At 44.6% G+C, this 26,035-nt stretch carries 8 protein-coding genes and 7 pseudogenes; 12 read left to right on the top strand and 3 right to left on the bottom strand.

The genetic code is table 11. From position 1 onward, the window contains the following. Positions 1–126: 126 nt before the first annotated feature. Positions 127–734 (bottom strand): annotated as a pseudogene (locus MiSe_RS53780) (IS200/IS605 family accessory protein TnpB-related protein); the annotation flags it as partial. Between the two features lie 108 nt (positions 735–842). Between MiSe_RS53780 and MiSe_RS12445 the strand changes: the two are divergent. Next, entirely contained in the window at positions 843–1,172 is a 330-nt protein-coding gene (locus MiSe_RS12445; RefSeq protein ID WP_226579518.1) for a group II intron maturase-specific domain-containing protein, read from the top strand. Positions 1,173–1,214: 42 nt separating this feature from the next. Here the strand turns inward: MiSe_RS12445 and tnpA are convergent, their stop codons facing one another. Continuing rightward, positions 1,215–1,631 (bottom strand): IS200/IS605 family transposase, encoded by a 417-nt coding sequence (gene tnpA / locus MiSe_RS12440; protein WP_226579516.1) that lies wholly within the window; start codon positions 1,629–1,631, stop codon positions 1,215–1,217. A 77-nt stretch (positions 1,632–1,708) separates the two neighbouring features. On the opposite strand from tnpA, the gene MiSe_RS12435 reads away from it, so the two are divergent. After that, positions 1,709–3,166, top strand: coding sequence for an RNA-guided endonuclease TnpB family protein (locus MiSe_RS12435; protein WP_226579513.1), 1,458 nt, complete (start codon positions 1,709–1,711; stop codon positions 3,164–3,166). 95 nt (positions 3,167–3,261) lie between these two features. Beyond that, complete coding sequence (locus tag MiSe_RS52000) at positions 3,262–3,597, top strand: HNH endonuclease (RefSeq protein WP_307731366.1); 336 nt, start codon at positions 3,262–3,264, stop codon at positions 3,595–3,597. Between the two features lie 162 nt (positions 3,598–3,759). Here the strand turns inward: MiSe_RS52000 and MiSe_RS12425 are convergent, their stop codons facing one another. Beyond that, a complete protein-coding gene (locus tag MiSe_RS12425; protein WP_226579510.1) occupies positions 3,760–4,029 on the bottom strand; it encodes an ExbD/TolR family protein in 270 nt (89 codons plus the stop codon). Here MiSe_RS12425 and MiSe_RS12420 point away from each other — a divergent pair. From MiSe_RS12420 to MiSe_RS53765, 9 genes and pseudogenes are all read left to right on the top strand, one after another. Then, positions 4,030–5,094: pseudogene (locus MiSe_RS12420) on the top strand (fatty acyl-AMP ligase); the annotation flags it as partial. A 144-nt stretch (positions 5,095–5,238) separates the two neighbouring features. After that, a pseudogene (locus MiSe_RS12415) lies at positions 5,239–9,018 on the top strand (amino acid adenylation domain-containing protein); the annotation flags it as partial. Positions 9,019–9,421: 403 nt separating this feature from the next. After that, a pseudogene (locus MiSe_RS12410) lies at positions 9,422–14,143 on the top strand (type I polyketide synthase). A 39-nt stretch (positions 14,144–14,182) separates the two neighbouring features. Further along, positions 14,183–17,504 (top strand): annotated as a pseudogene (locus MiSe_RS12405) (non-ribosomal peptide synthetase); the annotation flags it as partial. A gap of 192 nt (positions 17,505–17,696) precedes the next feature. After that, on the top strand, positions 17,697–19,193 hold the full coding sequence (locus tag MiSe_RS12400; RefSeq protein ID WP_307731363.1) for a condensation domain-containing protein: 1,497 nt from the start codon (positions 17,697–17,699) through the stop codon (positions 19,191–19,193). 77 nt (positions 19,194–19,270) lie between these two features. Further along, positions 19,271–20,368 carry a TauD/TfdA family dioxygenase gene (locus MiSe_RS12395; protein WP_226579506.1) on the top strand — a complete coding sequence of 366 codons (1,098 nt, stop codon included), beginning with the start codon at positions 19,271–19,273 and terminating at the stop codon, positions 20,366–20,368. Between the two features lie 47 nt (positions 20,369–20,415). Next, positions 20,416–21,711 (top strand): annotated as a pseudogene (locus MiSe_RS53775) (condensation domain-containing protein); the annotation flags it as partial. A gap of 156 nt (positions 21,712–21,867) precedes the next feature. Next, positions 21,868–23,817 (top strand): annotated as a pseudogene (locus tag MiSe_RS53770) (non-ribosomal peptide synthetase); the annotation flags it as partial. Positions 23,818–23,853: 36 nt separating this feature from the next. Further along, positions 23,854–26,035 (top strand): condensation domain-containing protein (locus tag MiSe_RS53765; RefSeq protein WP_444980490.1); only part of this gene is annotated, 2,182 nt, incomplete at its 3' end.

Genomic DNA, 26,035 nt, shown 5'->3' with positions numbered 1-26,035 from the left:
TATTTTTGCTGCTTTTTTGTAAAAAAACTTCAAATAATTTAATTTGATTAATTGATTTTGAGGGTAAGGGGGTGCGTTCGCGAGTGGGTGCGGTCGGCATATCGCATATTCTTGACGCTCTCAGGGCTAAAGTTGCTCTCGTTCTACAGACAGGGAAGGCCGAGGTTTTTGCCAAAGCCTAACCCTCGCTACGGTCGTCAAGCACCGTCTACCCAGTAAGCCTAAGTCTAAGGGAAGAAAAGCTGGCTACTTTGCGTAGAATATTTGCGGATCCATTAAGATCCCCATTGACAATTGAACCATCAGCAGAGCGATACAACCCGCGCGAAATTCGCTTACCCGATGCTTTCCACCCATCTGGTTTTTCACCATATTTGGGTAGGGAGTCACCATCTTGATAGCTCGCTTTCGAGGTATAGGACTCTTCAGTTTCTACAAACTGAATACCGTGCAGATCGCAAAGTTGCTTCAACCGTTCTTTTAGCTTCCCTAATGGCATTTGAACGAACTTTTGGTTGCTAACCCTGCCAAGATTGACATCGTTCTTAAAGCCTTTATTCCAGCCAAATACCAGGCTTTTGATCTTGTATTTCAAACAATGTTGAAGGATGAATTTCGCGGCCTTGTTGATTCCCGAAGCGCATTTGATGGTTGCGCTTTTGGGTAACTCGGTCTAACCACTTATCCCAATACCCTTCAGGCTTGCCTTCTTTACGGGTCGATACCTTTTTATTGTCACGGCCAGAGACAAGCAAAGTCTTGAAAAAGCGCAAATCCAGATACAGCAATGGTTATCAGAAAGAAGACTGAATCTCAGCACGGAGAAGAAGTTCATCACGTCAATGGCAGAGGGTTTCGACTTCCTCGGATTCAATCACCGCCATCAGAATGGCAAATTGCTGCTCAAACCCTCGCAGCAGAAAGTTTTAGACTTTTGCAGTCGTATCGGGAGAGAAATCAGAGAAATGAAAGGGGTAGAACAAGAGGTAGTTATTAAGAAACTCAATCCAATTCTTCGAGGTTTTGCCAACTACTACAAAGGTGTAGTCAGCAAAGAAACCTTCAGCTATATCTCCTCAAGAGTATGGCAATACCTTTGGCGTTGGGCAAAGCGTAGACATCCCAACAAAAACACCAAAAAAGAACGGGAGCGTGGTAGCTCCCAGTTTTAAAACGGGGGCCCAAACGCGAGCGGCAAATTTATTTGCCGTTTTTTAATTTTTACTGTGGTGAGGATCGTTAATATAGGCCAAAACAACCGCAGTAGAAACCTTACCAGTAGTATCGTGAAAATAGCCCCTAGTCCACATAGAAGGCATTCGCTTTAAGTGAGGATACTTAGCCCTTAACTCATAAGCAGATTTGCCCTTAAAAGCCTTCACCACCTGCGCTATTGAATGACTGGTATCATATTCTACCAACAAATGAACGTGGTCGGGTGCTATTTCTAAAGCCTTAATAAACCAACCATGCTCAACAGCAACGTCGCTTAATATCTTGTAAAGATCGGTTTTCACCTCTCCCACCAATACCGCTCGCCTGCGCTTGGGTATCCAGCACAGATGAACCGTAGCACATCCAATACTGTGGGCGTATCTGCGATATTTTCTATCAGCCAAATCTACAGTCATGTTACTTGCTTCAATCTATTGACATCTATAAACAATCAGGTTATCGTTGTCTTTATATCAATGTCAACTAGGCTGAAATGGCTAAAAGCGCTACACCCTCGTTTGTCACAACCATACCGCTAATTGTCACCAGTTCCGACGAAGCTCAATTGCGATCTCGCTTTCAAGCAGGCCGTCAATTGTACAACGCCTTACTGGGTGAAGCCATAGCGAGAGCGAGATTGGTGCAAAAATCCAGCCACTACCAATTGGCTAAAACCCTACCCAAAGGAAAAGCAAGAACAGAAGCATTTGCCCTCTCCAGAAAACAATACAGATATTCAGAATACGACTTGCAGGCTTATGCAACCCTTGTAGCTAACAAGTCTAAATGGATAGCCGAAAAAGTTGACTCCAATACCCAACAGAAACTTGCTACTCGCGCCTTTCAAGCCTCAGAGAAAGTATTGCTTGTCCGCGCTAAAAAGGTTAGATTTAAGCCGCAGTCTCGTTTTCGGAGCATGGAAGGGAAAACTAACAAGCAGGGTATTAGATGGGTGGGTGAGCAGTTAGTTTGGGGTAAACTACCGCTAACTGCGGCGATTGACAAAAGCAATCCGGTAATTATGTACGGGTTGACTAGCGAGATCAAGTATGTCCGCATTCTTTGTCAAGAAATTAAAGGTCATCGTCGCTGGTACGCTCAGTTAATCAACAAAGGACTTCCCTATCAAAAGCCTGCTAATTTTGTTGCATCAGGAGTGGTAGGAGTTGACTTAAATATTTCCAACGTAGCCTATGTAGCCAACAACAATGCTGGGCTGCTGCCATTTGCAGACAAAGTTCCAACTTACGAGCGGGAAATATCTGCGCTTCAACGTAAGATGCAGAGATCGCAAAGGCAGCTCAATCCCGACAACTATGAACCCGACTTTTTAGGTCGCAAGGGTCGTAAAAGTGTTACCAAGAAAGGTAAACATAAAAAAGGGCATCGCCAATGGAATAATTCCAAGCGATCCCACAAACTTGCTGCGAAAAAGAGAGAGCTAGAACGGCGCAAGTCCGAGTATGCTAAATCTCAAAACCGACAGCTAGTTAACGAAATCCTGAGAAATGGAAATCAAATTAAAGTTGAAAAGGTTTCTGTAAAGGGATGGCAAAAGACATGGGGGAAAGCAATTAAGGCTAAATCCCCTGGATTATTTCAATCAGAATTGAAACGCAAAGCTGAAAATGCTGGCGGTTCGTTCTATCAGTTTTCGACGACAAAAACGGCACTATCTCAAACTCATTTGACTGGAGAACGACTGAAAAAGTCTCTGTCAGAAAGAGTTCACTATGACCAGTCTGGTGCGGTTATGCACCGCGACTTGATGAGTGCGTTTTTCTGTCGTCATGTTTATGACGATACGCTGTCATTGCAGGATGCTCAACTTGAGTATCCGGGGATGGAAACCACCTTGCTACGGGCGTGGCAGCAATATCAATCATCGGCAAATCGAGTAAGCGCGCCTGAAAGTCAGTGCAGTCATAGCCCTGCCCTTGCCGATTCGTAGCTACGCAAGAAAGATCTAGCCAGATAGCTTCCTCCGGGACGGGCGAAAAGCTAGATTAAGGTTCTTAGGAATCTCCCGATTTTAGCGATAGCGTAATCGGGAGAGGTTTCAAGCCCATCGAACGCCATGCAAAGGTAAAAGGGGAAGCGTCGCCCGATGACCCTTCTCTTAGAGAATATTGGGAAAAACGCCATCAAAAATGCGGTAAAAGCTACTGGGAGAAAAACTCTCGGAACTATAAAATAGCTGAGAACCAAAATGGGAAATGTCCAATCTGTGGCGAACCTCTATTCCATGGAGAAGAACTAGAAACCCATCACATAGTTCCTGTGGCTCAAGGTGGACTAGACGACATAGAAAACCTTCAGCATCTACACAAAGCTTGCCATAAGCAGGAACATTCAAAATCCAAGTTAAATCGCTTGAAATAAGGCAATAGCCGTGTGAGTGCGAAAGTCTCATGCACGGTTCTTAGGGGAGGGGAGAGCGGTGACGCTCGAACCTTACCCGACAGTTTTGGTCAAAAGACCCCAAAACCCTCTGCAACAAGGCTTGCATTAGTCGGAAGTTGCCCCGCAGGGGGCAACTTCCGACTAAGGCTTCTGAGTCGCGATCGCTAACTTAGCCCCCTCAATCCGACGCAACTTATCCATCACCTGCACCACTTGACCGTGGTTAACCGCTTTATCCGCATTCAATACAATTAGTAACTCTTGGTCGGGCTTTCGCAGCTTTTGCACCGCACCTTCAAGCGCCTCTAACCCAATAGACTCGCGATTGACTGCTAACTCTCCCTGGGAGTCAATCGTCACCGTCACAGATGCAGGTGGTTGAGTTTTCCCCTGCTCAATTTGTTTGCACAATTGCAGTGCTTGACAACAGATGCGATCGCTGATGGCATAGAAGAGAATTGGCAAGCACCTTTAGTTAAAACCGATACATTAGCGTTTCTGCAATATACATCGGGTTCTACAGGGACACCCAAAGGCGTCATGCTCAGTCATGGCAACCTCATGCACAATGCTGCCATGACTTACCGACTCATGGAGCATTCCCCTAGTAGCAAATTTGTCTCGTGGTTGCCTGTTTACCACGACATGGGATTGATCGGAGGTATTTTGCAACCGCTGTATGGTGGGTTTCCGTGCATATTAATGTCTCCAGCCTCTTTTTTACAGAGTCCGTATCGTTGGCTGAAAGCTATTTCCGATTACGGAGGTACGACGAGTGGCGCACCTAATTTCGCCTAGGACTTGTGCGTGCCAAAAATTACACCGGAACAGCGAAAAACACTCGATTTAAGCGCATGGAGCGTCGCGTTTAACGGAGCTGAACCTGTGCGATCCGATACGTTAGAGCGATTTTCCACTACTTTTGCCGAGTGCGGTTTTCGCCGGGAAGCTTTCTATCCTTGTTACGGGATGGCGGAAGCAACGCTAATGGTTTCCGGCGTCGTCAAAGAGGCGGCGCCAGCAATCAAAACGGTGCGGGTAGAGGGACTGGAGAGCGATCGCGTTGTTGATGCTTTGATTGAAAATCAGAATGTTCGTTCTTTAGTCAGTTGCGGTCAAAGTATTCCAGAACAGCAAATTGCCATCGTTAATCCGCAAACTTTAACAGGTTGCTTGCCAGATCAAGTCGGTGAAATTTGGGTATCTGGTCCGAGTATAGGTGGGGGTTATTGGCAGAGGATTGAAGAAACAAATCAAACTTTTCATGCCTATATTTCAGATACAGGTGAAGCGCCATTTTTGCGGACTGGGGACTTAGGCTTTTTAGACAACGGCGAACTATTTATTACAGGTCGAGCTAAGGATTTAATTATTATCCGAGGTCGCAACCTTTATCCGCAAGATATTGAGCTAACAGCAGAACGCAGTCATGCAGCGTTGCGAGCGCATAGTGGCGCAGCTTTTGCTGTGGAGGTTGATAATAGACTTCTCCAGAAAAAAAGCTCAAAGACAGGCAAGATGCCTATCCCACAAGAGTTTTTGGAGAAGTCTAATAGACCTATCCAAAAAATAAACTCTAGGGCAGGCAAGATGCCTATACCACAAGAGTTTTTGGAGAAGTCTAATGAAGAACGGTTGGTAATCGTGCAAGAATTGGAATTTCGAGCCAAACCAAACGTTGAAGAAATTACGGCAGCGATTCGGAGTGCGATCGCGCAAGAATACGAAGTGCAAGTCTATGGTGTGATTTTAGTTAAACCAGGTAGTATTCCCAAAACTTCCAGCGGTAAAATTCAACGTCTGGGAACTAAGGCAGCATTTCTTGCAGGCGAACTGGAGGTCATAGGTAGTAGCATCCTCCAAAGCATGATGGCGGATTGCAGCGGTATAAGTTACACCGCTCGTTTGTGTAGCGGCACCCTTAAGGGTGCCGCTACACAAACGAGCCAAAAGGCTATACTCACGCGAGAAGCAATCGGCGGTAATTTTGCAGAAAACGAAACTAACTTACAGCGCGAAGCTCTTTTAAACCTCACCCCACGGGAGAGTCAGCCACTTTTAGAAGCGTATTTAATCGAGCAGGTAGCGCGGGTATTGTTAATAGCACCATCACAAATTAATCCCCAACAACCGCTAACGGCTTTAGGACTCGATTCTTTAAAAGTTTTTGAATTAAAAAACAGGATTGAAGTTGACCTTGAAGTTTCTGTATCGATTGCCGACTTTTTTGAATACTTTACTTTTACCCAGTTAGCAACTAAACTAATTGCTCAACTGACAACGGCAACGTCGTTACAGCCGCTGGCCCAAATTCGCAAGGCTAGTGGCAAATACCCGCTATCTTTTCAAGAGCAGCAATTGTGGTTAGTCGATCGGTTAGCTTCTAACACTCCTGCTTATAACATTCCTATTGCGATTAATTTGGCAGGAGAACTGAACGAAAAAGCATTGGCAGAAAGCTTTAAGGAAATTATCAGACGCCATGAAGTTTTGCGGACAAGCTTTGTGGTAGAAAACGGACAACCTGTGGTAGCGATCGCAGAAGTCGTAACCTTTACTCTCCCAGTTGAAGACTTGCGGGGATTGTTAGAGAGTAACGCGCGAGCAGAACATCTAGCCACCGAGTTCGCCAAACAACCCTTTGACTTATCTCAGGCACCATTGTTGCGCGCTAAACTGTTGCGCTTAGGTGAAACAGAATGTACGTTGCTCATCACTCTGCACCACATTGTGGCAGATGGTTGGTCAATGGGAATTTTAATCAGAGAACTGGCAGAAATTTACGAAGCATTTTCTCAGGGAAAACCATCTCCACTCCCCAAACTGCCGATCCAGTATGTAGATTTTGCCTATTGGCAACAGCAGCAGGTACAACAAAATATTCAAGTTTTACTTGCATATTGGAAACAGCAATTGAAAGGAAAGTTGCCAGTTTTAAATTTAAGAGCGGATCGTCCGCGATCGCCTGTTCAAACCTTTAACGGCGCTCAAGCTAAGTTAATTCTGCCTCAATACCTCACCCAAGCACTGAAGAATTTGAGCCATCAGGAAGGCGCAACTTTGTTTATGACCCTGCTGGCGGCATTCAAAACCTTACTTTACCGCTATACGGGACAAACAGATATCTTAGTCGGTTCTCCGATTGCCAACCGCAACCGAGGCGAAATAGAGACATTGATTGGGTGCTTTGTCAATATTTTAGTTTGGCGAACCGACCTTTCTGGCGAACCTAGTTTTAGAGAGTTATTAGCACGGGTGCGTCAGATAGCTTTAGGTGCATACGTTCATCAAGCTCTGCCGTTTGAGAAGTTAGTAGAAGAACTACAGCCAGAGCGAGACCCGAGTTACAATCCTCTTTTTCAAGTGATGTTCGCGCTTCAGAATGTCCCCAGACAGGATGCAAATTTATCCAATATTTCATTCAATTACCAGTCTGGTTATAACGGGACAGCGAAGTTCGATCTGACACTGTTAATGGAAGAAAGAGATGAGGAACTGGTAGGAACTTTGGAGTACAACACCGATTTGTTTGAATCCGCTACCATCGAGGGAATGTTGGGGCATTTCCGGACATTGATAGAGGGAATTGTTGCCAATCCAGACCGGGGGGTATCGGATTTACCTTTGTTGACAGCAGATGAAGAATATCAGATAATTGTAGAGTGGAATAAAACAAATCAGGAGTGGGAAGAACATCTCATGGCTGAATTATTCCACAAGCAATTTGAAGCACAAGTAGAGCGGACGCCGGATGCGATCGCTGTAGTATTTCAAGAGCGGCAACTCACGTATCGGCAACTCAACCAAAAAGCCAATCAGCTAGCGCATTACCTACAAAAATTAGGCGTTAAGCCAGACATTCTCGTTGGCATATGCGTGGAATGCTCTATCGAAATGTTAGTCGGATTGTTAGGGATTTTGAAAGCTGGTGGTGCTTATGTGCCGCTAGATCCTACATATCCAAAACAGCGGCTAGCATTCATGCTGGAGGACGTGCAAGCACCCGTTCTACTAACCCAACAGCATTTAGTTGATTCTGGATTAGAGTCGATTAATTTAATTCAAAATTCCCTAGTTGTCTGTCTGGATACAGATTGGCAGAAAATTGCCCAATCAAGTCTAGAAAATCCCGTCACTCAGGTAACGGTAGATAACCTAGCCTACGTTATTTATACTTCCGGTTCTACAGGGAAACCCAAAGGAACTTTAATCGAACACCGAGGGTTGACTAATTACTTGAACTGGTGTTCCCAAGCGTATGCTGTAGAGCAAGGAGAGGGAGCGATCGTTCACTCTTCTATTTCCTTCGATATGACAATTACGGGGTTGTTTTCACCCTTGTTGGTAGGTCGTCGAGTTGAACTGCTACCGGAAGGTTTTAGCATCGAATCTCTGGCGGCTGCATTGCGTCGAGGCTCGAACTTTAGTTTAATTAAAATTACACCTGCTCAATTAGAGTTGCTCAGTCAGCAATTATCTCCTGAAGCAGCGGCGGGTAAAACTAGATCCTTCATTATCGGGGGTGAAAATTTATCAGCGTCGCTCCTTACTTTTTGGCAAAATGCTGCTCCTGAAACCTTGTTGGTGAATGAATACGGACCAACAGAAACCGTAGTCGGATGTTGCGTTTATTGGGTACCATTACACCAGCATCAGTCAGGGTGGATTCCGATTGGTCGTCCAATTGCCAATACTCAACTTTATATTTTGGATCAAAAACTGCGACCTGTACCGATTGGAGTTACTGGCGAATTATATATCGGCGGTGCAGGTGTAGCGAGGGGATATCTCAATCGTCCCGATTTGACAAGTGAGCGATTTATTACTAATCCTTTTAGCCAAAAAGAAGGAGCGCGGTTATACAAAACGGGGGATTTAGCTCGCTACTTACCAGATGGGACAATAGAGTGTTTGGGAAGGATCGACCACGGGGTGAAAATTCGCGGATTCCGCGTTGAACTAGGAGAGATTGAAGCAGTATTGGGTCAACATCCAGCAGTGCAGGAAGTAGCGATCGCAGCAAGAGAAGATTCTCCCGGCGATCGGCGTTTGGTTGCATATATTGTTCCGCGGTTAAAAGAGGCGATTTCAGTTAGCGAATTGCGGAGTTTTCTCAAGGAAAAACTACCCGAATATATGATACCTTCTGCCTTTGTGATGTTGGCAGCGATGCCGCTCACAATCAACGGCAAGGTAGATCGGCAAGCACTACCAATACCAGAAAATCTTCGCCCAGATTTGGCAGTTGCTTACGAGTCGCCTCAAACTCAAGTAGAACGAATCATCGCCAATCTGTGGCAAGAAGTACTTCACCTCGAAAAAGTAGGAATTTATGACAACTTTTTCGATCTCGGCGGTCATTCTTTACTTCTCGTTCAGGTTCATAATAAACTAGAATAAATCTGGCAAGACGAGATAGAAATTGTTGAATTATTTAAATATCCAACTATATCTTTGGCGAAACATTTAAGCCAGAAGCATGAAGAACAGCATTTCCTCGAACAAAGTCGCACCAGAGGTAACAAACAAAAAGCAGCATTCAACCAACAAAAAGAGAGATTTTCACAAATGAATTACTCGCTTCGCGCCAGAACACAGAGGTAATACCAAATCCGCTTCGATAACTCCCCTTTTAAATAAACCGCGAAGGCGCGAAGGACACAAAGAAGAAGAGGAAGAGGAAGAAGATAAGTGGAGTTGTCGAGCTGGATTTGGTATAAGAAGTGCGAAGAGAGTAGGACTGCTATAAACACTTTGTAGCTGGCACGCCAGTCATTTATAATCTAATTTAGAGAGAAAGAAAATGAGTAGAACGGAAAATAATCAAGAGATAGAAGGGATAGCTATTATCGGAATGGCGGGACGCTTTCCGGGAGCGAAAAATCTTGAATAATTTTGGCATAATTTGCGAGAAGGCATCGAGTCTATTTCTAGTTTTTATGATGAAGAGTTAGTGGTTTATGGGATAGATCGGGAGGTTTTGAGTCAACCAAATTACGTAAAAGCCGGGGCGATTTTAGAAGATATAGAGTGGTTTGATGCGGCTTTTTTTGGCTTTAATCCCAGAGAAGCTGCAACGTGTGATCCGCAACATCGGCTGTTTTTGGAGTGCGCCTGGGAAGCTTTAGAAAATGCTGGCTACAATAGCGAAACTTATACAGGTCAAATTGGGACTTATGCTGGCACGGGATGGAGTAGCTATTTGTTTAATAACCTGCATTCAAACCGCGAATTTGTTGAATCAGTTGGTGGTTATCAAACTTTGATTGGTAACGATAAAGATTTTTTGGCAACGCGAGTTGCTTACAAATTAAACCTGACCGGGCCTAGTATTAATATTCAAACCGCTTGCTCGACCTCTTTAGTGGCTATCAGTACAGCGTGCCAAAGCTTATTGAACTATCAATGCGACATGGCTTTAGCGGGTGGCGTTAGCGTATTTGTGCCGCACAAAGCTGGTTATTTCTATCAAGAAGGGGGAATTTTATCTCCTGACGGACATTGCCGCGCTTTTGATGCTAAAGCTGGGGGTACTGTAATTGGTAATGGTGCGGGTATTGTAGTGTTAAAGCGGTTAGAAGATGCTTTAGCAGATGGCGATCGCATTGATGCAGTCATCAAAGGTTTCGCCATCAATAACGATGGTGCAGGGAAAGTGGGGTACACAGCACCCAGCGTGGATGGTCAAAGTGCAGCGATCGCACAAGCACTCGCCTTAGCTGGGATTGAACCCGAAGCGATCTCTTATATTGAAACTCACGGAACTGCAACTGCTTTGGGCGATCCAATTGAAATTGCTGCTTTAACCCAAGCGTTTCGTACTAGCACTAATAGACCTCTGCAAAAAACAAACTCTTTGACAGGCGAGACGCCTATCCCACAAGAGTTATTGGAAAAGTCTAATAAACGAGGATTTTGTGCGATTGGTTCGGTGAAAACTAACATCGGACATTTGGATGCAGCAGCAGGCGTAACGGGTTTGATCAAAACAGTCCTCGCCCTCAAACACGAACAAATTCCCCCCAGTTTACATTTTGAACAACCCAATCCCAAAATTAATTTCACCAACAGTCCTTTTTACGTCAATACCAAACTCTCAGAATGGAAAAGAAACGGCACTCCCCGACGCGCGGGTGTGAGTTCTTTCGGGATTGGCGGTACTAATGCCCACGTTATTCTTGAAGAAAGTCCGATAGTAAAACAACAGGAAACTCCAAAAGCAGAGGAGAGAAAACACCACTTATTAATACTCTCGGCGCGAACAAGCTCGGCATTAGCAACAGCAAGGGCAAATTTGGCTGCTTACTTGCAACAGCATCGCGATTTAAACTTAGCTGATGTCGCTTACACGCTTCAAGTTGGTCGCAAAATGTTTGACCATCGCCAGATACTTGTTTGCGAAAATATTGACGATGCAGTCAAGGCGCTCTCAACCTTGGATGCTCAACGCATCTTGACTCAATTTAACGAACAGATGGAGCGTCCCATCGCATTTATGTTCTCTGGTCAAGGTTCTCAGTACGTTAATATGGGTCGGGAACTTTACCAGAACCAACCGATATTTAAAGCGCAAATTGACTGCTGTGCAGAATTGCTTAAACCGCACTTAAAACTCGATCTGCGAGACATATTGTACCCCAACGACTCACAAAGTGAAGCTGCTATTAGACCTCTCCAAAAAAGAATCTCAAAGACAGGCGGGACGCCTATCCCACAAGAGTATTTGGAGAAGTCTATTGAGCAACTTAAACAAACTTACATTACTCAACCGGCACTGTTTGCGATTGAATATGCTTTGGCTCAGTTATGGATGGCGTGGGGCGTGCATCCTCAAGCACTGATCGGTCACAGTATTGGAGAGTATGTAGCTGCGACTATTGCAGGTGTTTTCACTTTAGAAGAAGCGTTAAAATTAGTAGCAATTCGCGGGCAACTGATGCAACAATTGCCGACGGGAAAAATGCTCTCGGTTGCGCTTTCAGAGGAGGAAGTAAAACCGCTGTTGGGAGATGAACTTGCGATCGCTGCCATTAATAGCGATCGCTTGTGCGTGGTTTCCGGTGCAGAAGATGCGATCGCTCGCTTACAAGATCGTCTCACCTCACAAAACATCAACTGTCGCCAGTTACATACCTCCCATGCCTTTCATTCTGCGATGATGAACCCCATCGTCGAAACATTCGCAGAAGAGGTGAAAAAAGTTAACCTAAAATCTCCTAAAATTCCGTTTATTTCTAACGTTACCGGGACTTGGATTACCGCAGCAGAAGCAGTTGATCCCAACTATTGGGCGAAACATCTACGAGAAACAGTACGCTTCGCAGCAGGTATCGCCGAATTGCTTAAACAGCCACGCATTTTATTAGAAATTGGCCCCGGACGAACCTTGAGTACCTTTGCTAAACAGCATCATAATCAGGAACAGATAGTATTAACATCGGTGCGCCATCCCCAAGATTTACAGTCGGATATGGCCTTTTTGCTTAATACTTTAGGTCGGCTTTGGTTGGCTGGCGTGCAGATAGATTGGTCTGGTTTTTATGCCAAAGAACGTCGTTACCGCGTCCCATTACCGACCTATCCATTTGAACGTCAGCGTTACTGGATCGAACCCAAAGAAAAAACTAATAATTCCAGTAATTATGTCACAAAAATCGGCAAAAAAACTGACGTTTCTGATTGGTTTTACCTACCTTCCTGGAAACGTATTGAACTTTTACAAACCGAACAACCTTTACAACAGTCGTGCTGGTTAGTATTTGTGGATGAGTCTGGGGTGGGTTGGCAAATTGTCAACCGACTAAAACAACAAGGTCACGATGTTGTTACAGTAATGGTGGGAGAACAGTTTAACAGAATTAGCCACCATCTCTATACAATTAATCCCCAAAACCGGGATGATTGGGAAGCCTTACTCAAGGAACTGCAAATGCTGGGTAAAGTGCCAAATGCGATCGCTCATCTATGGAGTCTCATACCAAACGCACAGACGCGATCGCCGCAGCAGTTTTTTGAACGGTGTCAGCATCTTGGGCTTTACAGTTTGCTTTACTTGACACAAGCGTTAAGTCAACAAAGAATGACTCATGCGCTGCAAATGACAGTCGTAACAAACAACGTACACGACGTAACAGGCGAGGAAGATTTGTGTCCAGAAAAAGCTACAGTGTTAGCAACCTGTAAGGTAATTCCCCAAGAATATCAAAACATCCGCTGCCGAGTTGTTGATGTTGCGATTTCCGACGAGATTGCAGCGAACAAACTGGCAGATAAACTGATAGTAGAACTGACCGCACAGCCACCAGAAACAATAGTTGCTTACCGAGGAAAACATCGATGGGTGGAAACATTTGAACCAGCGCGGTTGAATCAAACGATTGATGGAACAGCCAAGTTAAGGGAACAAGGAGTTTACTTGATTGCCGGAGCGCTCGGCGATGTTAGCCTGATGTTAGGAGAATATTTGGCGCAAACTGTACGTGCCAAACTAATCTTGATCGAGCATCCAGATTTTCCCGATAGAGACGAATGGGGAAAACGCAAAATCCAAGCGATTGAGCAGTTAAGTCCAGAAGTTTTATTTATTAGCGCCGACGTGGCGAATGAAGCGCAAATGGAACAAGCGATCGGATTAAGCTTAGATCGCTTTGGCGAGATTCACGGTGTTATCTACGCCGCCGAAAAAAATGACGAAAAATCATTTCGCCCAATTCAACAAACAACCATCAATGAATGCCAGTGGCACTTTCAACCCAAAGTGCATGGACTGTTTGTTTTAGAAAAAGTATTGCAGGGAATCAAGCTTTATTTTTGCGTATTGCAATCTTCTATATCCTCTCTTGTAGGCGGGTTCTTTGCCCATTGTGCCGCCAACATCTTTATGGATGCCTTTGTTCGCAAACACAACCAAACCAACTCTATCCCTTGGATAAGTATCAACTGGGAAGGCTGGCAGTTTTGGGAAGAAAGACAAATAACACCGACTGGCACAACAGCAGAATGGGCGCTACTACCTAAAGAAGGTGTGGAGGCTTTTCAAAAGTTTTTATCCATCGGTCAAGTAGATCGAATAGTTGTTTGCACTACAGATCTGCAAGCTAGAATTAACCAGCAAGAACTAAAATTTATCCGCCAAACAGAACCTTTAAAACAGGCAGATTCTTCGCTCCATCCCAGAGGGAATTTGCCCAATGCTTACGTAGCCCCCACGAATGAGATCGAGCAAGCGATCGCCAATCTTTGGCAAGAACTACTTGGGATTGAAAAAGTCGGCATTTATGACAACTTTTTCGAGTTGGGAGGACACTCATTACTTGCCGTCCAGACTGTTTCCCGCATCCGTGAAATTTTCCAAGTAGACTTACCGCTGCGTAACCTGATCTTTGACACCCCTACAATAGCCGGACTAGCTGAAGTCATTGCAGAAAAACAACCTCGACCGGAAGAACTTGACGAAATAGCTCGGCTATTACAAGAAGTAGAAAATCTCTCGCCAGATGAGATCCAAGCGCAACTGGCTAATTAATTAAACTTGAACTTTTTCCACTCGTTGGTTTGAAATCAAATGGATAGTTTTTCCAAACGAATTGCAGCCCTTTCACCCGAACAGCGGATTTTGTTTGAACGCCAACTCAAGAAAAAGGGCTTGAATAATCTACAAACTCAAGTAATTCCTAAGAGAAAAGCAGCTAATTGCTTACCGCTGTCTTTTTCACAAGCTAGGCTGTGGTTTCTCGACCAGGTGCAGCCTGGTAATCCCTTTTACAATCTTGCTGCGATTGTGCGTCTTGAGGGTTTACTGAACGTAGCGGTTTTAGAGCAAACTTTTAACGAAATTATCAGACGCCATGAAATATTGCGAACTGCTTTTCCTACAGTAGAAGGACAACCTATTCAGCTAATTGCTCCTGTTCAGTTTCTCACCATACCAATAACAGATCTGAGAAAATTACCCGCAACCAAACAAGAGCAAGAGATCGATCGGTTGGCAACTCAGCAAGCAGCCTTTTGATCTGACACAAGCACCCCTGCTGCGAGTGCATCTTTTACAGCTAAGCGAGACAAAACACGCGATGCTGTTGACAATGCACCATATTGTTAGCGATGGTTGGTCGAAAGGCGTGCTAATTCGGGAAGTGGCGGCGCTGTACGAAGCGTTTGCTTCTGGGCGTCCTTCACCGCTGCCTGAATTGCCGATTCAATATGGCGACTTTGCAATTTGGCAACGAGAGCGATCGCAACCTGAATTATTAGAAAAACAGCTTTCCTACTGGAAACAGCAGCTTAACAACTTGCCCATTTTACAGCTGCCCACCGATCGACCCCGACCAACAACTCCCACCTTTGAGGGTGCTGGGGAACCCGTGATATTATCTACTACTTTAAAAGAGGCTCTCAATACCCTTAGCCAACAGCAGGGAGTGACGCTATTTATGACCTTGGTGGCGGCATTCAAGATATTGCTGTACCGCTATACAGGATTAGAAGATATAGTTATAGGATCATCCATCGCTAGTCGCAACCAAGCTGAAATTGAGGCAACGATCGGGTTTTTCATCAATATGTTAGTCTGGCGGACTAATCTTTCTGAAAATCCCAGTTTTCTCAACTTGCTGAGTCGGGTAAAAGAAGTAACTTTGGGTGCTTACGCGCATCAAGATGTACCGTTTGAAATGCTGGTGGAATTGCAGCAGGAGCGCAATTTAACCTACAACCCGCTATTTCAAGTATCCCTGACTTTGAATAATGCCCCAATGCCGCCCTTGCAGGTTGACAACCTCACCTTGAACGTCCAAGAAATTGACAATAAAACGTCAAAGTTTGATTTATCACTTTACCTATTCGACACGCCAGAAGGTCTTAATGGCTGGTTTGAATACAGTACAGCATTGTTTGATGCTGCCACAATCCGCCGCATGGTCGGGCATTTCCAAACTTTGCTAGAAAGCATTATTGCCAACCCGTATCAGCGCATTTCAAACTTACCAATTTTAACCGCAGCAGAACGGCATCAGCTGCTAGTAAAGTGGAACGACACAAAGACAGACTATCCCCATGAAAAAGGCGTACACCAGCTATTTGAGGCTCAGGTAGAAGCGACACCATATGCTGTTGCTGTAGTCTTCCAAAACGAACAACTCACTTATCGGCAACTGAACGAGCGAGCGAATCAACTGGCGCATTACTTGCAAAAACTAGGAGCCGATCCTAATAGACCTCTCCAACAAAGAAACTCTTTGACAGGCGAGACGCCTATCCCACAAGAGATATGGTCGAAGTCTAATAGTTTAGTCGGCATTTGTATAGAGCGATCGCTCGACATGGTAATAGCACTGCTGGGCATTCTCAAAGCAGGTTTTGCCTATGTTCCCCTCGATCCGGCTTATCCTTCCTCCCGCATCGCCTTTATGCTAGAAGATGCCCAAGTATCGCTTTTAGTAACGCAATCGCAATTAGTCCCAGCATTACCTTCACATAATGCGATCGTTGTCTGTTTGGATACCGACTCCGAACAAATTAACCAGGGCGACGCCCACAATCCTAACAATACCGTTACCCCAGAAAACTTAGCCTATGTAATTTATACCTCCGGCTCGACAGGAACACCCAAAGGCGTACAAATTCCCGTTGGTGCATTAGTTAATTTTCTAACTGCGATGCGCCAAACGCTAGGGTTAAACGAACAAGATATCCTGCTTGGCGTAACTACTTTGTCGTTTGATATTGCAGCGCTGGAACTGTTTTTACCCTTGATTGTTGGGGCGCGAGTAGCGATCGCCAGTCGCCAAGTAGCTACGGATGGTACTGAGTTATTAAAGCAACTAATTGAAAAAAATATTACGGTGATGCAAGCCACACCCGCCACCTGGAGGCTACTATTAGCAGCCGGATGGCAAAGTAGTCCGGGGTTGAAAATCCTTTGTGGTGGTGAAGCGCTTGATACCAAACTCGCCGATGAATTGCTCTTGAGGGGCGAGCAAGTATGGAACTTATATGGCCCAACAGAAACCACAATTTGGTCAGTTATTAATCAAGTTTCACCGTCGGATAGTGTAATTTCGATTGGTCGTCCAATAGCCAATACCCAAATTTATATTCTCGCTCCAAATTTACAACCCGTGCCAGTCGGAGTAATAGGAGAACTTTACATCGGTGGTGCAGGTGTAGCAAAAGGATATCTTAACCGTTCTGAATTAACGGCGGAGCGTTTCATTTCAAACCCGTTTGAAATCGGTGATAGTCGGTTGTACAAAACTGGAGATTTGGCGCGTTATCTTCCTAACGGCAAGATCGAGTATTTGGGAAGAAGCGATTTTCAAGTAAAACTGCGAGGTTTTAGGATTGAACTGTTAGAAATTGAGGCAACGCTCAATCAACATCCAGAGGTGCGAGAAACTGCGGTTGTACTGCGGGAAGATGAGCCAGGAAATCGACGTTTGGTCGCTTATGTCGTTCCTGGGGCCCCCCTTGTGAAGGAAGGTTTGGGGCGCTCTTCTAAAGCCCCCCTTCGCAAGGGGGGTTTGGGGGGATCGCCTGAAACCACGCAATTACCTAACAGCTGCGTAAATCCAGATCTAGTACCACAATTGCGTAGTTACTTGCAGGCGAAACTACCAGAATATTTTATTCCTTCCGCTTTTGTAATCCTGGAAACTTTACCCCTAACGCCCAACGGTAAAATAGATCGGCGAAGTCTTCCAGCACCCGACACAACTAGACCTGAATTAGAAGCAGTTTATACAGCACCTTCCACTCCTATTGAGAAGGCACTAGCCCAAGTTTGGGCGCAAGTTCTCAATCTCGAAAAAGTAGGCATCCACGACAACTTTTTTGCCTTGGGCGGAGATTCAATCAGAAGTATTCAAATTCTCTATCGCGCTCAAGAACAAGGCTTAAACTTTTCCGTGTCGCAGTTGTTTCAATATCAAACCATTCACAAATTAGCGCCAGAAATTCAACGTCACGAAGCCAACAATGCAAATTGCGAGCAAGTTCAACCTTTCAGTCTCATTACTCTAGCAGACCGAGAAAAGTTATCTAATAGAATTCTGTTGAAAATCAACTCAAGGGCAGGCAGGATGCCTACCCCACAAGAGTTTTTGCAGAAGTCTAATAGAATTCTGTTGAAAATCAACTCAAGGGCAGGCAGGATGCCTACCCCACAAGAGTTTTTGCAGAAGTCTAATGATATAGAAGATGCCTATCCCTTGGCTATGCTTCAAACGGGGATGCTTTTCCACAGCGCGTACAGCGTAGACTCTAATGTTTACCACGATGTTTTCAGCTTCCACCTGAAAGCGACTTTCGATTTGCCAGCGTTGCAAGCATCTGTGCAACAGTTAGCAACTCGACATCCCGTACTTCGGACTTCATTCGATCTGAGTAATTTTAGCGAACCGTTGCAGTTAGTCCACCCAACAGCGTGTATTCCATTGCAACTAGAGGATCTTCGCCACCTTGCACCTAACGCGCAAGAGAAAGTTTTGGCTGTCTGGATGGAAAGCGAAAAGTGCCACAAATTTGACTGGACACAGGCACCATTATTACGCTTTCAAGTTCATCGCCTTAGCGAAGAAACATTTCAATTTGCATTGAGTTTTCACCACGCCATTCTCGACGGATGGAGTATGGTATCTCTGCTCAACGAGTTGTTTCATCACTATTTTTCTTTGTTGGGCGAAGAAATTGATTCCACCTTAGCATCGCCGGCGATCGCATACCGGGAATTTGTAGCGTTGCAGCGACAAGCACTAGCATCCCAAGAACACCGCCGATTTTGGATGGAAAAGTTGCATTCCAGTACAATAACCCAGCTACCCCGCTGGAATTTTACCGCTCAAAGTACAGGCGTCTCAGCAATTCGAGTGCCAATATCGCCAGAACTTTCCCACAATTTGAAACAGCTAGCGGTATCAGCAAACGTTCCGCTCAAAAGCGTTTTGCTTGCTGCTCATCTGCGAGTATTAAGCTTGCTCAGCGGACAATCCGACATAGTGACGGGACTTTCATCGAATAGCAGACCAGAAACAACCGATGGCGATCGCATATTAGGTCTGTTCCTTAACACCTTACCATTTCGCTTCAAACTAAAACCAGGCACTTGGCTAGATTTAGTACGGCAAACATTTGACGCCGAACGAGAATTACTGCCACACCGACGCTATCCCCTACCCCAGATCCAAAGAGATCTAGGTCAACAACGCCTATTTGAAGTATCCTTTAACTTTACTCACTTTCACATTTCCCAACGTCTTTACAAATTAAGTAGTCTGGAAGTTTTAGGTATCCGCGAATTTGGTTTCACAGACTTTGTTTTATTAGCCAACTTTAGTTTAGACGTGAACTCATCCCAAATTCAACTTTCAGTAAATTGCAACACAGCCGATATCTGCCAAGATCAAGCAGAAGAAATTGGTAGCTGCTATGCCCAAATCCTCGCAGCAATGGCTAAAAATCCCCAGGAATCCTCCCAACATTTTGACTTGAAACCACACAAACAAATGCAACGCCAGAAATTAACAACCATCAAACGCAAACTTATTGTTGAATCATTAAAACAGGAAGATAAATCATGATATCGAATCAGTGGTCATGGTGCCGTACTCTCGTCTAACGCACCCTACATTTAGCGGTTCAATCATTCCTAAACAAAATGAAACCTCTCAACTTAAACCCCGCCCGACGAAAACCCATCAACCTATCCTCATCCGAATTAGTTAAATCAAACTTCATTTACCCTGAAAAACCTTTGCCATTGGTGCTAGATCCTGCTATCGATGGAGTCAACTTACTAACTTGGATCGCTAGCAATCGAGAATGGCTGGAAACACAACTATTAAAATACGGCGGCATTCTGTTTCGGAATTTCCAAATCGATGGAATAGGAGAGTTTGAGCAGTGCATTAAGACAATTTCTGGAAACTTGCTAGACTACTCTTATCGCTCAACACCGCGCCACCAAATAAGCGGCAAAATATACACTTCAACTGAATACCCTGCCACTCAATCTATACCCCTGCACAATGAGATGGCTTACTCCCGCAACTGGCCTCTGAAAATCTGGTTTTTTTGCCTCAAATCTGCCGAACAAGGCGGCGAAACCCCCATAGCTGACAGCAGGAAAATTTTTGAACGTATCCCAGCAAAAATCAAAGAAAAATTCATGCATAAAAAGGTGATGTATGTGCGAAACTATGATGACAAACTAGACCTTTCATGGCATAATGTTTTTCAGAAAACTAACAAATCAGAAGTAGAAAATTATTGCCGTCAAGCTGAAATTGAGTTCGCTTGGACTAGCGAGGATAGTTTAACAACACGTCAAGTCTGTCAAGCTGTAGCCGCCCATCCAAAAACTGGTGAAATGGTGTGGTTTAACCAAGCTCATTTGTTCCATGTATCCAGCTTGAAATCGGAAATACGCGAATCATTGCTGGCAGCTTTTAAAGAGGAAGAATTGCCGCGCAATGCTTATTACGGTGATGGCTCTCCGATTGAGACTGCTGTATTAGATGAAATTCGGGAAATTTATCAGCAGGAAGCCATAATTTTTCCTTGGCAAGATGGGGATATATTGATGTTAGACAATATGCTAGCATCCCACGGTCGTCAACCATTTACGGGTTCGAGAAAGGTTGTAGTTGGGATGGCTGAACTTAACATTTTCAGGACTTACGCAAAGCCTCTAAATGTAGGGTGCGTTAGACGAGAGTACGGCACCGCCACCTCTATATATGGCGTCGTTGTGTAAGTCCTGATTTTTTCAAACATTTAGCCTCAGAAAACAAAGAGAAAGATATGCAAAAGCAAGTTATAGAAGGGTTTCAACTTTCACCGCAGCAGAAGCATTTGTGGCTGTTGCAACAAGCTAGTAATAACCAGCATTACCGGGTTGGATGTGCTATTTATATTGAGGGGAAACTGAATAAAAATATTTGGGAATCTGCTTTACAGCATGTCGTGGATAGACATGAAATTTTCCGCACTATTTTTGGCTTTTTAGACGGGATGACGATGCCGCTTCAAGTCATCAACGAGTCAATTAAAGTAGCATTCAAGTATCACGATATTAGTCATTTAAATAGCCAAGATCAAACCGATAAAATCGACGAAATAATCCAGGATAATCGGCAAAAATATTGGGATTTTCAACAAATTCCATTCTGGGAGATTTCGCTGGTTATTCTTTCAGCAGAAAAGCATTTATTACCGATATGCTTGCCTGCATTATATGCCGATAGGATAACTCTTAAAAATCTAGCGATCGCAATTAGCCGTGCTTACGCAGCTGGCTTGCAGGGGGAAGATCTATCTGACGAACCATTGCAGTATGTAGATATCGCCCAATGGCAAAATGAACTATTTGAAGGAGAGCAAGCAACAGTTGGAACTTCCTATTGGCGTCAGCCGGAACTTTCGGGATTTTTAAATCTGAAACTTCCTTATGAAAATAGTTGGGTAAAAGGGGATTTTAAACCTCAAGTTTATCGTTTAACCCTGCCTGTTAATTCGGGAAAAATCAAAGCGATAGCTCAAAAATATAACACTTCAATTTCCGCAATACTGCTAACTATCTGGCAGATTCTCCTCTGGCGAATTACCGGAAATTCAGACATTACAATTGGCGTCTGTTACGATGGTCGCACCCATGAAGAGTTAGAATCAGCACTAGGTTTATTTGCCAAATATTTACCGCTGACAGGTCATTTAGAAGCCAACCTTCAATTCAGCCAAGTTGTGCAGCAGATTGAAGCATCAATGGGGGAAGCTTCCCAATGGCAAGAATATTTTGCCTGGTCGGAAGTCATGCAGAAGCATAGGGTAAAAATAACTAATACCGATGCCAATAATAAGGAGATAGTAAATCACCCTGTTTGTTTCGATTTTGAACAACTGCCTTTTAAAGTTTCTGCTGCTGACGTATCGTTTTCAATTGAAGAGAGTTACGCTTGTTTGGAGCGGTTTAAAATCAAACTTTCCTGCATTAGTAGGGAGGATGGTATAGTTGCAGAGTTTCATTATGATTCCAACTATTTTAAGCCAGAAAGTATTGAGGAATTGGCAAGTCAATATCAGACATTGTTAGAGAACGCAATTGAAAAACCAGAGTCGGCGATCGCAACGCTTCAAATCCTCAAACCAAGCGACCTTTATCAACTGCTAGTCGAGTTTAACCAAAACCAAAAACCTCAAACAGAATCTTGTATTCACCACCTATTTGAAGCACAAGCTGCAGAGACACCCGACAATATTGCAGTTGTCGCAGAGGAGGAGCAACTAACCTATGCCGAACTTAACGCAAGATCGAATCAACTAGCTCGTCACCTACAGCATTTAGGTGTAAAACCAGAAGTTTTGGTAGGAATTTGTCTCGAACGATCCCTGAATCTAATTGTGGCATTGCTGGGCATTTTAAAAGCTGGTGGAGCATATCTCCCACTAGATCCAGAACTACCAAAACAGCGTTTAGGATTTATGTTGGAGGATGCGGGGGTATCGGTACTGTTGACACAACAGAAATTGACCGCAATTCTGCCAGATTATAGCGGTTTGCAGCCGGATGAGGTACATCTTCGTTTGTGTAGCGGCACCCTTAAGGGTGCCGCTACACAAACGAAGCCTTTTGGCTGTACTTTACTCGCTGGCAATCCGCTGTATGCAACGCAAGTAGTGCAACTAGACACTGACTGGGATGCAATCTCACAAGAAAGCAACGAAAATCTAAACAGCGAAACCAAGCCTGAAAATTTAGCATACGTTATCTACACTTCTGGCTCAACAGGTCAACCCAAAGGCGTCGCAATTGAGCATCGACAACTCATCAACTACCTCAACGGTATTTTGGAAAGACTCGATCTTCCTGCGGGTGTCAGCTTTGCGACTGTTTCCACCTTTGCAGCAGATTTAGGCAACACGGCTATTTTTCCCGCCTTATGTACGGGAGGATCTCTGCATATAATTTCCCAAGAACGTGCCTGGGATGCTAAAGCTCTTGCAGAATATTGTCGCCGCCATCCAATCGACTGTTTGAAGATCGTTCCTTCCCATTTAGCTGCTTTGCTGACATCTTCCTATGCCGCACAAATTTTACCCCGGCAGCGATTAGTTTTGGGCGGAGAAGCTGTTAGATGGAAGTTAATCGAGCCGATTCGCAAATACGCTCCTAATTGTCGAATTCTTAACCACTACGGCCCTACAGAAACCACCGTAGGCGTGTTGACCTTTGAGGTCGAAAATATTTTAACAAGTGATGCACAGACGGTTCCCATCGGTCGTCCTATTGCTAACGCACAGATTTACTTGCTCGATCGGTACAATCAGCCAGTTCCGATTGGCGTACCGGGGGAATTGCACATTGGTGGTGCTAGCGTAGCTAGAGGTTATTTAAACCAGCCCGAATTAACTGCCGAGAAATTTAAGGTATTAGATTTTAATTTGGGCGGTACGGATTCTGACGAACAACCTAATATAGCGGATTGCAACCCTATGAGGTACACCGAAAGTTTGTGTAGCGGCACCCTTAAGGGTGCCGCTACACAAACAAGCCAAAAGGCTGTACTCACACGAAAAGCAATCTGCTGTAATTTAAAATCAGGTCGCCTCTACAAAACAGGTGATTTAGCTCGCTATATGCCAGACGGAAACATTGAGTTTTTGGGGCGGATCGATCGTCAAGTAAAAATTCGCGGTTTCCGCATCGAAATTACTGAAATTGAAGTTGTACTACGCGAGCATCCAGCGATTCGGGAAGCTGTTATTTTAGGGCGAGAAGATGAAGCGGGTAACAAGCGTTTGGTTGCTTATATAGTTGTCAACCAAGATACAGTTGCTACAACTAACCAATTGCGCCAATTCCTTCAGGAGAAGTTGCCAGAGTACATGATACCGTCTGCGTTTGTGCGACTAAAGGCTTTGCCGCTATCGCCTAACGGTAAGGTGGATATTCAAGCACTACCAGCACCAGACACATCGAGATCCGATGAAGAAACTTTTGTCGCACCTCGTACCCCCGTTGAGGAAGTATTAGCTAACATTTGGGCGCAAGTTTTAGGACTCAAGCAAGTCGGCATTCACGATAATTTTTTCGAGTTGGGTGGAGACTCTATTTTTAGTATGCAGATCGTTGCTAGAGCCAATCAAGCAGGCGTGCAACTCACTCCCAAGCAGATGTTTGAATACCCAACGATCGCACAATTAGCAGCAAATGCCCGCACCACAACTTCGCCGAATGCAACTGTGGTTCAAGCTGAGCAAGGTTTGGTCACAGGAGAAGTATCCCTGACACCGATTCAACATTGGTTCTTTGAACAAAATCTTCCCGATGTTCATCACTGGAACCAAACTATTGTGTTAGAAGTGCGACAACCTCTCGATCCAAACTTATTAGAACGAGTAGTAGAGCATTTATTGCAACACCACGATGCACTGCGTCTGCGATTTGTGCAAACTGAGTCTGGCTGGCAGCAATTTCTTAGCAATACTGATGGGGAAGAAATACCATTTTCATATATAGATTTATCGGCATTGCCAGAAACTCAACAAAAAGCTGCAATGGAAGCAACGGCGTCCGAATTGCAAGCAAGTTTGAATTTATCACAAGGACCGCTGGTGCGGGTAGCTTTGTTTAATTTAGGCGATCGCCAGCCTAATCGCCTGCTTTTAACAATTCACCAGGCTGTAGATGGTGTTTATTGGCGGATTTTGTTGGAAGACTTCGAGAGCGCTTACCAACAACTTTGTCGGGGTGAAACTATTAAGTTATCGCCCAAAACAACCTCGTTTAAACAGTGGTCTGAAAGTTGGCAACAGTATGCTCTCTCAGCACAATTGGAGCGAGAGCAAAAGTACTGGGTTAGTTGTTCCTGTCAGCAAAAAACTTGCTTACCAGTGGACTTTGCAAACGGAACCAATACGGTGGCGTCGGCTCGCACAGTGTCGGTTAATCTTAGTGTGGAAGAAACCCGCGCCTTGCTGCGAGACGGGATCGAAGACGCATCGCTCGCCGCCCTATTGCAAGTTTTTGCCCGGTGGACAGGTGAGCAAATGTTGCTGGTAGATTTAGAGGGTCACGGACGGGAAGAAGTTGTGGAAAATGTAAATTTGTCGCGCACAGTCGGCTGGTTTACTACTATCTTTCCAGTGGTATTAAAGTTGGGCGAATCTACTCAGAAAGAAGAGGTATTAAAAGCAATCAAAGACCAATTGCGTGCTATTCCCCATCGAGGTATCGGTTATGGCGTGCTGCGCTATCTCAGCAATGCCGAGCAACTGCAAACCTTACCAAAGGCAGAGGTAAGATTTAATTACTTGGGTCAATCAGACCAGGTATTTCAGAATTCGTCTTTATTCCAACTCGCTTCAGAATCTATCGGCGCTGCTCGTAGCTTGCGGGGAAATCGCAGCTATCTGTTAGATATTAACGCCATTGTTGTCGCTGGTCGGCTGCAATTCGATTGGACGTACAGCGACCAAATTCATTGTCGAGATCCGATTGAGAATTTAGCTTTGGAGTTTGTGGCGGTAATGCGATCGCTCATTCTCAACTCCCCCGATGCAGCAAACTACACCCCAACTGATTTCCCCAAAGCACGCTTAAGTCAAACAGCCCTCAATTTGCTGCTTACCCAAATCAAATCTCAACCGCAAAACATCGAAGATATTTATCCCCTATCACCTGCACAGCAAGGCATTTTATTTCACAGTTTGTACGCTCCCAAAGCAGGGATGTATTTCGTACAAATGAGCTATGTCTTGCATTGCAACCTGAATGTTTCTGCCTTTGAGCAAGCTTGGCAGCAAATTATAGATCGACATGCGGTTTTGCGAACTTCTTTTCATTGGGAAAACTTGGAGCGATCGCTACAAATAGTGTATCGGCAAGTCCAACTACCTCTAGAGCAGTACGATTGGCGCTTAATTGCACCCAGGGAACAACAACAGCAAATCGAAGCGTTTCTACAGGCAGATCGAGAACAAGACTTCGACTTTTCCCAAGCACCGCTGATGCGCTTGACGCTGATCCGCTTAGAGGATAATACATACCAATTTGTCTGGAGCAAACACCATCTGATTTTAGATGGGTGGTCTACCGCATTAATTCTTAAGGAAGTGCTGGATGCTTACACAGCGCTGTCTCAAGGTCAAGATTTTCTCTCAGTTTGTTGTCGTCCTTACGGAGACTATATCGCTTGGTTACAGCAGCAAGATTTATCTGTTGCCGAAACATTCTGGAGACAGTTACTTAAAGGTTTTACTGCTCCCACAATGTTAAATAGAATTGTCCAAAAAACCAACTCTTTGACAGGCGAGACGCCTATCCCACAAGAGTTGTTGGAGAAGTCTAATAGAATGGTCCAAAAAACAAACTCTTTGACAGGCGAGACGCCTATCCCACAAGAGTTGTTGGAGAAGTCTAATA

This window comes from Microseira wollei NIES-4236 (assembly GCF_020521235.1).
GTDB classification, from domain to species: Bacteria; Cyanobacteriota; Cyanobacteriia; order Cyanobacteriales; family Aerosakkonemataceae; genus Microseira; species Microseira wollei.
The sequence above is the reverse complement of the archived record's forward strand: the minus strand, read 5'-3'. Positions and strand labels throughout refer to the sequence as shown.